This window comes from Pseudomonas sp. No.21, assembly GCF_054558415.1.
The window spans coordinates 72596-84213 of sequence record NZ_BAAJNO010000001.1 but is presented as its reverse complement, the minus strand read 5'-3'; the positions used below and the strand labels follow the sequence as shown (position 1 = coordinate 84213).

The 11618-nt window shown below is 68.7% G+C and carries 6 protein-coding genes; 1 reads left to right on the top strand and 5 read right to left on the bottom strand.

Annotation, left to right across the window (positions count from 1 at the left end):
• Positions 1–229: 229 nt before the first annotated feature.
• From ACYJSS_RS00355 to ACYJSS_RS00335, 5 genes are all read right to left on the bottom strand, one after another.
• Positions 230–1204, bottom strand: coding sequence for a sensor domain-containing diguanylate cyclase (locus ACYJSS_RS00355; RefSeq protein WP_111263180.1), 975 nt, complete (start codon positions 1202–1204; stop codon positions 230–232).
• A 103-nt stretch (positions 1205–1307) separates the two neighbouring features.
• Positions 1308–1883: a COG3904 family protein gene (locus tag ACYJSS_RS00350; RefSeq protein WP_236206574.1), complete on the bottom strand. Its 576-nt coding sequence runs from the start codon at positions 1881–1883 to the stop codon at positions 1308–1310.
• Positions 1884–1958: 75 nt separating this feature from the next.
• A complete protein-coding gene (locus tag ACYJSS_RS00345; RefSeq protein ID WP_236206575.1) occupies positions 1959–6869 on the bottom strand; it encodes a PAS domain S-box protein in 4911 nt (1636 codons plus the stop codon).
• A complete protein-coding gene (locus ACYJSS_RS00340; protein WP_111263183.1) occupies positions 6866–8593 on the bottom strand; it encodes a two-component system response regulator in 1728 nt (575 codons plus the stop codon). Before ACYJSS_RS00340 ends, ACYJSS_RS00345 begins: the two co-directional genes overlap by 4 nt.
• 410 nt (positions 8594–9003) lie before the next feature.
• Positions 9004–10131, bottom strand: coding sequence for a response regulator (locus ACYJSS_RS00335; RefSeq protein WP_236206576.1), 1128 nt, complete (start codon positions 10129–10131; stop codon positions 9004–9006).
• 212 nt (positions 10132–10343) lie between these two features.
• Between ACYJSS_RS00335 and ACYJSS_RS00330 the strand changes: the two genes are divergently transcribed.
• Complete coding sequence (locus tag ACYJSS_RS00330) at positions 10344–11603, top strand: HD-GYP domain-containing protein (protein ID WP_111263184.1); 1260 nt, start codon at positions 10344–10346, stop codon at positions 11601–11603.
• Positions 11604–11618 lie beyond the last annotated feature (15 nt).

Sequence of the window (11618 nt, the reverse complement as noted above, 5' to 3'; positions counted from 1 at the left end):
TAGGTCGGGTGAAACCCGGTGATCCAGGCACCGCGCCACACGCGGGTTGCACCCGCCCTACGGGGCCACTCCTTGCCTCGACCTATCGTCGTGGGAATTCATTCGCGAAATAGGCGAGCGCCGCTGCGTCGGAGGGACACCGCTGGTGGAGGTAAAGAGCGACCTCCACCCTACGCAGCGGTCAAGGCCGTGCTTGAGGTAGCCCGGGAATGGCAGGCAGCGCAGCCGTTCAGGCTGTTCCGCCCTGCTCCTGCCGGGCCTCGGTGTCAGTCCACTGGCCGGCTTCGAAGCGGTTGCGGCCACCCTGCTTGGCCCGGTACAGCAGGCGATCGACGGATTCGACGAAGGCAAGCGCCTGGTCGTGCTGGGTGGGGATGATGGTGCCGACGCCGAGGCTGACGGTGAGCAGCGAGGCGACCCCGGATTTCTCGTGGGGGATGCAGCGCTCGCGAAGCAGGCGGCGGCAGCGCTCGGCCACCTGGCGGGCGGCGTCGGCATCGGTTTCCGGGAGGATCAGGACGAATTCCTCGCCTCCGAAGCGCCCGACGAGGTCACGCGGGCGGTTGGCGGCCTCGCTCAGCGCCTGGCCGACGCTCTTCAGGCAATCGTCGCCCTGGATGTGGCCGTAGTGGTCGTTGTACTGCTTGAAGTAGTCGATATCGAGGAGGATCAGCGACAGCGGCTGCTGGGTGCGCTGGGCGTTGGCCCACTCCACGTCCAGGGTCGAGTCGACCATGCGCCGGTTGGCCACGCCGGTCAGGCCATCCTTGTAGGAGAACTCTTCCAGCTGCTTCTGCAGCTCCACCAGCTTCTGCTCGGCGTGCTTGCGCTCGCTGATGTCGAACATGAAGCCGATCAGCGCTTGCACCTCGCCGGCCTCGTCGCGCATCACATGCACCACATCGCGGATCCACACGTAGTCGCCGGCGGCGGTAAGGGCGCGGTAGTCGGCCTCGTGATCGGTGCCGGCCTGGGACTGGGAGACGCAGAAGGCGACCACGGCGTCGCGGTCCTCGGGGTGCATGCGTTCGGCCCAGTCATTGACGCTGATCCAGCTGGACGGGCTCCAGCCCAGCAGCGCTTCGATCTGCGGGCCGATGTAGGCGAAGTTCATGGTCTTCCAGTCGATCTTCCAGGGGATCGCCCTGGTGGATTCCAGCAGCGTCTTGTAGACCGCGTTGGTGGTTTCGACTTCGTCTTTCATGGCGGCGTGTTCCGGCGACTGCGTGATGGCCCATGGCTTTTATACAGCAAGCCCGACGCTCTGGAACCCCCGCCGACAGGGCGTCTGGTCGGCGGGCGCAGTGCTATTTCCCGGAGAGGCGGTAGCGCGCCAGCTCCGCCGCCGAGAGCACGCGCATCTGCCGGGGGTCGGTGCGCTGCATGTCCTCCAGCAGGCTGGGCGGGATGTTCATTTCCTTGAAGTAGGCGGCAGCGTTGTAGCGCACGCCCTTGTACAGCGCCTCGTCGCGGGAGGAATCGCCATGGGCGTAGTAGGGGCGGTGCAGGCCCACCGAGCCGCTGACGATCTTGCCGCGCCCGGCGGCCAGCAGGTAGACGCAGGTGCCCTGGCACAGGCCGGTGGACGGCACCAGCGCGTCGAAGCCGGTCTCGCGCAGCAGGCGGCCCATGCGGATGGCCTCCGGCACGCTGCCGCCGATGCTGTCCAGCAGGACGATCTTGCGCACGAACGTGCCGGGATTGCCGAGCACGCCCTTCATCAGCGTGTCGTAGTCACCGGGGGCGATGTCTTCGGACACCTTGGCCACCAGCATCGGGCCGGAGGTGTGCTGGACGGCCTCCACCTCGACCCGCGCGAAGGCGGTGGCCGAGCAGAGGGCGCCGAGGCAGAGGATGGCGGCGCGGAGGAAGGTGCAGGTCATGCGGCGAAACCCTGGGGAACAACTGGAAAGTGCGCACGATACCTGTTGGCACGGACGCCGCACAGGGCCGCCCGCCTATCCGTGGCCCTCGCCCCGGTGCAGGCGCAGGCCGCACTCGCGGGCGGCCTCGAAGTCCAGCTCGTCCACCAGGCGGACGAAGACCAGGCAGGCCTCGCGCAGGGGCGGCGGTGCCTTGTGCAACAGCGGTTCCGTGTGGTCCAGGGCGGCCAGGCTGCCGGTCTCCAGCAGCTCCATCACCTTGCCCAGCGCCGCCTGCCAATCCGCCATGGCCTGCGCCCCGACCTGCTCGGAATGCGGGTCGCGCACGGGCACCGGCGGCGCGGCCTGGGGAGCCGCCGCACCGGGGAAGAGCTGGTCCAGCTCCGCGCTGCTGCGCTGCAGCAACGCTTGCAGCTCGTCGACCCAGGGCGGCTCGTGGAGGAAGGCGGCGGCCTCCTCGGGTGCCAGGTGCAGGCCCTGCTGCTCCAGTTCGCCGGAACGCAGGCACAGGGCGCTGGCCCCCATGGTCCCGGAGCTGCCCTTGAGGCCATGGAGCACGCCGACCACCGCGCGCAGGTCGCCGCTGGCGACGGACTCGCGCAGGTGCTGCATCTGTTTCTGCATCTCGGTAGCGAAGCTGGCGAGCACCGTCATCAGCAGGTTCTGGTTGCCACCGAAGCGCGCCAGGATGGCCGCACGGGGTTCCACCACGGATGCCTGTTCCGGCTCTGCCTGCGGCGGTGCCTCGCGGATGACGGCGCCGGGCTGGGTCCAGCGCAGCAGCGTGGCCACCAGTTGGTGGATGTCGATGGGCTTGCCGACATGGTCGTCCATGCCGGCGTCCAGGCAGCTCTGCCTGTCCTGGGCGGCGGCATTGGCGGTCATGGCGATGATCGGCAGCGTCGGGTAGCGGCCGTCGGCGCGGATGCGCCGGGTGGCTTCCAGGCCATCGATGTCGGGCATCTGGACGTCCATCAGCACCGCATCGAACGTTTTCAGGCTGCCAAGCACCGCTTGCACGCCCTCCAGGCCACCCTCGGCCAAGCGCACCTCGGCCCCCTCGCCCGCCAGCAGCTCGGAGGCCACCTGGCGGTTGAGCGCGTTGTCCTCCACCACCAGCAGGCGCAGCCCGGCAAGACGTCGCCGCGCCCCGTCGAGGGCCGCGGCGACCGGGGCCTCCACCTGCCCCAGGGCGCGCTGCACGGCACTGGCCAGCTGCATGGGAGTGACCGGCTTGGTGAGGAAGCCGGCGAACGGCGCCCCGCCCTGCTGGCTGCGGTCGGCCAGCACCTCGCTGCCGTGCGCGGTGATCATCAGGATGCGCGGCACCTGCAGCTCGCCCGCCATGGCCTGGATCGCCTCGCTGGCGGCCAGGCCGTCGAGGCCGGGCATGCGCCAGTCCATCAGCACCAGGTCGAAGGGCTCCTGGCGCTGCGCCGCCTCCCGCACCTGGTTCACGGCCGCCTCGCCGGTGGCGGCGTATTCGGCCTGCCAGCCCAGGGACAGCAGGGTGCGCAACAGCACTTCACCCGCCACCGGGTTGTCATCCACCACCAGCAGGCGCAGCGGTGCATCGACGCCCGGGCAGGCCGCGCGCAGGGCACCGGGCTCGGCCAGGTCCAGGGTGACGTCGAACCAGAAGCGGCTGCCCTGGCCCGGCTGGCTCTCGACCTGGAGCCTGGCCCCCATCAGCTCGACCAGGCGCTTGCAGATCACCAGCCCCAGCCCGGTGCCGCCGAAGCGCCGCGAGGTGGAGGCCTCGGCCTGGGTGAAGCCGTCGAAGATGCGTTCCATCTGCTCCGGGCTGATGCCGATGCCGGTGTCGCTGACCGAGACCCGCAGCAACGCCGAATGCTCGGACAGGTCGAGCAGGTGGAAACCCACCACCACCTGGCCGACGCTGGTGAACTTGAGGGCATTGCCGGCCAGGTTGATCAGCACCTGCTGCAGCCGGAAGCTGTCGCCGATCAGCCGCTGCGGCACCCGCGCATCGAGGTCGAACATCACCTCCACGTCCTTGTCGCCCTGGTTGCCGGCGAGCACCACGGCGAGGTCGCGCATCAACGCCTCCAGCTCGAAGTCGTGGGGGTCGAGCTGCAGCTTGCCGGCTTCGATCTTGGAATAGTCGAGGATGTCGTTGAGCAGCCCCAGCAACGAACGGGCGGCGGTCTGCGCCTTGAGTACGTAGTCCAGCTGTCGCTCGTTGAGCGCGGTGCCCTGGACCAGTTGCAGCATGCCCAGCACGGCGTTCATCGGCGTGCGGATCTCGTGGCTCATGTTGGCCAGGAAGAAGCTCTTCGCAGCGCTGGCGGCATCGGCCCGGTCGCGGGCCTCGAGCAGCCGCGACTCCAGTTCGCGCTGGGCGGTGATGTCGCGGTTGATGCCGGTGACCTTGGTCGGCTGGCCCTGGGCGTCGCGCTCGATCTGCGCCGCAGCCTGGATGAAGCGCACCTGGCCGTCGGGGCGGACGATGCGGAAGATCGGCTCGTAGCGCGCGCTGCCGTCGATGGCGGCGCGCAGTTGCTTGGCCACCCGGTCGATATCCTCCGGGTGCACGCGCGCCTGCCAGTGCTCCAGCAGCAGGCCCCGCTCGCTCTGCTCGGGCGGCTGGCCGTAGATTTCGAACATGCGGGCGTTCCATTGCAGGGTGTCGTCCGCCAGGGTCCAGGACCAGATGCCCAGCTCGGCCACCTCGGCGGCCAGCAGCAACTGGTCACGGGCGGCCAGCAGGCTCTTGCGCTGCAGGTGTTGTTCGGTCAGGTCGGTGATCACGCAGACCAGGCGCTGCTCGCCGTTGGTCCCCATGGCCGCCAGGGTGAGCTGCATGGGGAAGCTGCTGCCATCGCCGCGCAACCCCCAGAGTTCCAGCCCGCTGGTGCCCGCGCCGCCGGCCGGGCCGGTATAGCTGGCGATGAGCGCGGCGAAGGCCTCGCGCGAGGCCGGGTCCACCAGCTCTTCCAGGTGGCGTCCGGGCATGGTCTGCGGGTCGCAGCCGAAGACCACGCCACCGGCGGGGTTGAATGACTGGATGCGCCCGTCGGGGCCGAAGGTGATGACCGGGTTGACTGCCGTGTCCAGCACCGCGCGGGTGGTGGCCAGGCTTTCCTGCAGCCGATGCTCGGCGGCCTTGCGCTCGGTGATGTCCAGGGCGATGCCGAGGTAGCCGGTGGGCTTGCCGCTGGCGTCGCGGATGGCGGTGACCACCAGGGTCACCGGGAAGCGCGTGCCGTTCTTGCGCACGTAGGTCCACTCGCGGGCCTCGGCACCCTCGTACTCGGGCACGTGGACGAAGACACGGAAGCCCTGGATCGGTTGCCGGAAGCGCTCGCTGAGTTCGTGGCCGCGCTCGACCACCTCTTCGGTGACGTGCAGCAGCGCTGGGGTCTGCCGACCCACCAGCTCCTTCGCCGTGTAGCCCAGCAGGCGCTCGGCCCCCCGGTTGAAGACGCGGATCAGGCCGTCGGCATCGGTGGCGATGATGGACACCTCCGAGGCGGAGCTGAGCACGCTGTCGAGCAGGACGTTGGTCGCGGTCAGTTCCTGGGTGCGCGCCGCCACCTGCTCCTCCAGCCCGGCGTTGAGTTCGAGGATGCGGGCTTCGGCGCGCTTCTGCGCGGTGATGTCGCGTACCGTCTTGGAGATGCCCACCACGTGCTGCTGGTGATCGAGGATGGGGGCGATGGACAACGAGACGTCGACCAGGCTGCCGTCCTTGCGATGGCGCTGGGCATCGAACAGGGCGAGGCGCTCGCCCCGGCCGACCCGCCGCAGGATGTCGGTCTCCTCATCGGCGCGCGCCACGGGGACGATCAGTTCCTTGAGCGTGTGGCCGATGGCCTCCTCCGCGTCGTAGCCGAAGATCGCCTCGGCGCCGGCGTTCCAGCTGGTCACCACGCCATCCAGGGTCTGGCCGATGATGCCGTCGGGCGAGCTTTCGACGATGGCCGCCAGGCGCGAGCGCTGCTCGAACACCTGCTGCTTGCGCCAGCCGCTGACGCCGTTGGCCCCCACCAGCGCGGCCAGCAGGCAGGTCAGTGCCAGGCCGCCGCCCCAGGCCAGGCGGGGCGAGAGCAGGTTGAGCTGGGCGGTGAAGGCCGGGTAAGCGGCCAACTCCACCTCCCAGTGCCGCCCGTAGAGGCTGCGTTCGACACGCAGGCTCATCACCTCGGTGCTGCCGTCGGGGGAGGCGGCACTTTCGTAGAACACATCTGAAGAACCCGGCGTGGTGATGTCGCGCAGGCGCAGTTGCAGGGAGTGGGCATCCACCTGCAGGCCGTCGAGCACCTCCTCGGTGAGCAGCGGCGCGTAGCTCCAGCCGACGAGCTGCCGTTCGCGCTCCTCGACGGTCCCGGGGACGGTCACGCCCTGGTAGATGGGCATCAGCATGAGGAAGGACTGCAGCGGCTTGCCGATCGCCTGCACCAGGGTGATGGGCGCGGTGAGACGCACCTCGCCGCTGCGCATGGCGGCCAGCGCGGCCTCGCGCCGGTTGCTTTCCGAAGCGATGTCAAGGCCGATGGCCGCCGCGTTGTTGGTCACCGGCTCCAGGTACTGGATGACGAAGCGATCACCCTCGTGCTGGCTGATCTGGCGAAGGGTGAAATCCGGCTTGCCATCGGCGCGGGCGCGGCGGAGGAAGTCGGCTTCATCGGCCTGGGCGACCTTGCGGATCAGCCCGAACCCCCGCGCCCCGGGAAATTCGACGGCGATGTCGCGCGAGCGTGCGTAGCGATTGAACAGCTCGCGACTGATGCCTGCCTCGCCCACGGTCACCAGGGCGCCACGGGCGCCGCGCAGGCCGTATTGGTAGAGGCCCAGGCGACGCACCACGGCATCGGCCATGGTGTCGGTGGCCCGCTCCAGTGCCTCGTGGATGCGCTGCTGGTTGTGCTGCTGCAGCTGGCTGGCCACCAGCGCGGTGGCCAGCACGCCGGCCAGGACCACGGCCAGCATGCTGTAGACCGGTGCGGACAGGCGCCGGCTCATTGGCCGGCTCCGTCGTCGGCGTCGAGCCAGCGTTGCGGGTGGGTGGTGTTCTCGGCGAGGAAGCGGCTGGCCTCGGGAAAGGGCACCGGCCGGCAGAACAGGTAACCCTGCATGATCCGGCAGCCCAGCCCGAGCAGCAGCCGCGCCTGTTCGCGGTGCTCGACGCCTTCGGCCACCAGGTCCAGCTCCAGGGCCTGGGCGAGGCGGATGACCGCTTCGATGATCGCCGCGTCACTGCGGTCGGTGAGCATTTCGCGGACGAAGCTCTGGTCGATCTTCAGCACATCGATGGGCAGGCGCTTGAGGTAGGCGAGGCTCGAGTAGCCGGTGCCGAAGTCGTCGATGGCGATGCGCACGCCCACTTCCTTCAGCGCCAGCAGGGTCTTGCGTGCCTGGTCGATGTCGTGGGCCAGCACGCCTTCGGTGATCTCCAGCTCCAGGTGGTCGGGCGGCAGGCCGGACTCCTGGATGATGTCCTTGACCATGCCGAGGAAGCTTTCCTCGCGAAACTGCACGGCGGAGATGTTCACGCTCAGGCACAGCGGGTAGCCCATCTCGAGCAGGCGCCTGGCGTCGTTGCAGGCCTGCAGCATCACGTACTTGCCGATGGGGATGATCAACCCGGTCTCCTCGGCCAGGGGGATGAAGTCTGCTGGCGACACCAGCGAGCCGTCGGAGGTGCGCCAGCGGATCAACGCCTCGATGCCCGTCGGGCGGCCATCGGCGGCATCGATCTTGGCCTGGTAGAACACCTCGAACACCCGCTGTTCCAGGGCCCGGCGCATGTGGCGCTCGAGCATGTGGCGGGCGCGGGTGCTGGCCTCGATCTTCTCGGAGAAGAAGCGGAAGCGGTTCCGCCCCTCCACCTTGGCCTGGTACATGGCCGAGTCGGCGTAGCGGTAGAGGGACTCCAGGTTGTCGCAGTCATCCGGGTAGACGCTGATGCCGATGCTGGCCGAGAGGTCGTAGCGGGCGCCGTTGATGGTCAGCGGCAGGGCGATGATCGACAGCAGGCGCTCGGCGAAGTCCCCCACCGCGTCGAAGCCCTGCACATCCGGCAGCAGCACCACGAATTCGTCGCCACCCTGGCGGCTGACGGTGTCGACGGTACGCACCGAGGCCGAGAGCCGCAGCGCCACCTCCCGCAGTACCTGGTCCCCGGTGGTGTGGCCGATGGAGTCGTTGATCAGTTTGAAATTGTCCAGGTCGAGCATCAGCATCGCCACCCGGCCCTGGCCCCGGCGGGCCTTCTGCAGCGCCTGGACGGCGCGGTCCTGCAACAGCGCGCGATTGGGCAGGCCGGTCAGCGCATCGACATAGGCCACGCGCTTGGCCTGCTCGCGCAGGCTCAGGTGGGCTTTCACGTAGGCCCGCACCACGGGCAGGTTGAGCGGCTTCTGGATGAAGCCCAGCGCACCGGATTCCAGGGCCTGCAGCTCGTTCTCCGGCCCGTTGTGGGAGGTGACGAAGATGATCGAGGCGTCGCACAGCTTGGGGTCGGCCTTGATCTGCCGGCAGATGTCGAACCCGTTCGTCTGCGGCATCTCGATGTCCAGGAGCACCACGTCGGGCCGGCAGGAGCGGGCGATCTCCAGGGTTCCCGGGCCGCCATTGGCGATGTGCACGGCCGCCAGGTCGCGCACCGCTTCGCTCAGCACCCGGATGTGGCTGACCTGGTCATCGACGATGAGAATCACTGGATCGTGGCTGTAGAGGTCGTGCATTCCCTGGCTACCCCGATTGACACTCTGGTGCGGACTAACTGACAGCCTAGACGAAGTTATCCGACGCTCGGGTTCCACCCGGCCGTATGAGAGAAAGACTCCAGCAGGTTGGGCGGTGTGACGGGCGGCCCATGCCGCCTGGCGACTGGAGTCGCTGCGGCCGTTCTTTAGTGGCTCCCCGTGTCCGCGGGGATGACGGGTGGCGGATGAGCGCGGTGCAAACCCCGTCCCCTCGCGAACGCGGGGGCCCGGTGAAGGGGACGCAACGAAAGGCACGAAAACGAATCCTTCGCGAATGCACCGGTTTCCGTTCAGCCCGGGGCCGGCGGATTCGGACTGCTCTTTGAGTGGCTGCCCGCGTTCGCGGGGATGGCGCGTGGCGGATGAGCGCTGTGCCAGCCCCGTCCGCCCTAGCCCACGCCGGCCAGGCGCTTGAGGCGCTCGATCTCTTCCTCGGGCTCCCCGCTGCACAGGGCGGCGGCCAGGCGCATGACCACCTGCTCCTGACGCACCTGGAACTGCGGCAACGCATAGCAGGCACCGATCAGGTCGCGCAGGGCCATGGGCAGGCCCCAGTGCGCCTTGAGGCGGATGGCGAGCGGTTCGGCGAAGTCGGCGATGGCCCTCATCAGGGAGTTGTCGTCGAGGCTCTGGCGGCTCTGTCGCATCCACTGCTGGGCCTGGAAGATCACGCACATCTCGCCCAGCCGGTAGAGCAGTGCCGCTGCCTGCAGTGGAGCATGGTCGAGGCCGCATTGGCGGGCGGTGCGCACCACGGTTTCGGCGAGCTGTTCGATCTCTTCCAGGTAGTTCTGCAGGAATATCTTCAGCAACGGATCGGTGGAGCTGCCGGCCTGGCGCAGGGCCAGGGCGATGGCGTGGTTCATGCACGTGCGCGCGCCCATGCGCTTGAGCGCGTCGGGCAGGCTGATGCACGGCGCCTGGCTACTGCCGTAGGTGGCGCTGTTGGCGGCGGCGATCAGGTAGGCGCACAGCGCCGGGTCGTGGTTCCAGTCAGCGGCCAGCGCCTTGAAATCCATCGGCACGCCCCGGCTGGCCTGCTGCAGCTTGTCCTTCACGTCGGCCAGCAGCGGCACATCCAGCTGCTCGGCGGTCAGGCCGCGCAGGTGCTCCTCGAAGCTGCCCTGGCGTGCTTCGGGCTCCACCGCCGGGTCGTCGCCGGGCAGCAGGTCCTCCAGGCAGGCGATGACCTTGGGCACATCGAAGGGCTTGGTGATATAGGCGCTGATGCCCATGGGGCGGGCGGCCATCACACTCTCCCGGTCGGCGCGGCCGGTGACCACCAGCAGCGGCACGGCCTTGTCGATGCGGCGGATCTTGTGCATCACGTCCAGCCCGGTGCCATCCGGCAGGTTCCAATCGACGATCACCAGTTGGTAGCGGTTCGACCGCCAGGCATCGACGGCCGCCTGTACCGCCGCGAAACTGTCGACCGTCGCCCCCGGGCGGATGCTCAGCACCAGTTGCTGGAGCAGGTTGGCGATCCAAGGATCGTCGTCGACTATCTGAATCCGCATCGGCTCCCCTCGTATTCGCCTGCCGGGACGTTTCCAGGGCGCGGTTCCCGGCCCCGGCAAAGAATAGAACAGCCCCGCCGCCATCGCCCGGGACGCTCTGCGGCGCCATCCGTGCGATCGGCCCCCGGCCCGTCCAGCCTTGCCTATAGTGAGTGCGTGACCGCCCGCGCCGGGGGGTTGCCGGGCCCCAGCCACTCCATAGGATGTCGATTGTGCTGAAGCGAATTGCGACCGCCGACCTGCAGCTCGGCATGTATGTCCAGGAATTCTGCGGTTCATGGATGGACCACCCCTTCTTCCGCGCCAAGTTCGTGGTCAAGACCGAAAAGGACCTGCAGCGCATCCGCAACAGCGAGATCGCCGAGGTGTGGATCGACACCAGCAAGGGCGCGGACGTGGCCGAGCACCTGCCCAGCCGCACCGTCGAGGAGGTGGAGGCCGAGATCGACGAGCGCCTGGCCGCCGCCGAGCACAAGCCGCCCCTGCGCCCCGCCAGCCTGGAGGACGAGGTGGCGCGTGCCGCCGAGCTTTGCGCGCGCTCCAAGGAGGCGGTGGTGTCGATGTTCGGCGATGCGCGCATGGGCAAGGCCATCGATGTCGAGAACGCCCAGGGGCTGGTGGAGGAAATATCCGATTCGGTGCTGCGCTGCCCCAACGCGCTGATCAGCCTGGCCCGCCTGAAGTCGGCCGACGAATACACCTACATGCATTCGGTGGCGGTCTGTGCCCTGATGATCGCCCTCGCCCGCCAGCTCGGCCTGGCCGAGGCCCAGGTGCGCGAGGCGGGCATGGCCGGGCTGCTGCACGACATCGGCAAGATGGCCGTGCCCATGGAGGTGCTGAACAAGCCGGGCAAGCTCACCGACAGCGAGTTCGAGCAGGTGCGCAGCCACCCCGAGGCGGGTGCGCAGATACTCCTGCACAGCGGCCAGGTCAGCGCCCTGGTGCTGGACGTCTGCCTGCACCACCACGAGAAGATCGACGGCACCGGCTACCCCCATCGCCTGCAGAGCGACCAGATCAGCCTGCTGGCGAAGATGGGCGCCGTCTGCGACGTGTACGACGCCATCACCTCCGACCGCCCCTACAAGCGCGGCTGGGACCCCGCCGAGTCCATCCGCCGCATGGCCGAGTGGAGCCAGTCGCACTTCGACGAGGCGGTGTTCCAGGCCTTCGTCAAATCCATCGGCATCTACCCCACCGGCTCCCTGGTGCGCCTGGACAGCGGGCGCCTCGGCGTGGTGCTGGAGCAGCACCCGAAGTCGCTGACCATGCCGCGGGTCAAGGTGTTCTATTCCGTGCGCCTGAAAGCGGCCATCCCGGTGGAGGTGATCGACCTGGCGAAGCTCGCCGGGCGCGACAAGATCGTCGCGCGGGAATCCTCCGCCGACTGGCCGTTCAAGAACCTCGACGAGCTCTGGTCGGGGATCGACGACGTGCGCCGCAGCCGCGCGACAGAGGGGCAGCGCTGAAGCGGCGCTTGTGCG

Coding starts and splice junctions, on each gene's coding strand:
- ACYJSS_RS00340 (WP_111263183.1), bottom strand. CDS start 8,593: ATGCACGACCTCTACAGCCACGATCCAGTGATTCTCATCGTCGATGAC.
- ACYJSS_RS00350 (WP_236206574.1), bottom strand. CDS start 1,883: ATGACCTGCACCTTCCTCCGCGCCGCCATCCTCTGCCTCGGCGCCCTC.
- ACYJSS_RS00345 (WP_236206575.1), bottom strand. CDS start 6,869: ATGAGCCGGCGCCTGTCCGCACCGGTCTACAGCATGCTGGCCGTGGTC.
- ACYJSS_RS00355 (WP_111263180.1), bottom strand. CDS start 1,204: ATGAAAGACGAAGTCGAAACCACCAACGCGGTCTACAAGACGCTGCTG.
- ACYJSS_RS00335 (WP_236206576.1), bottom strand. CDS start 10,131: ATGCGGATTCAGATAGTCGACGACGATCCTTGGATCGCCAACCTGCTC.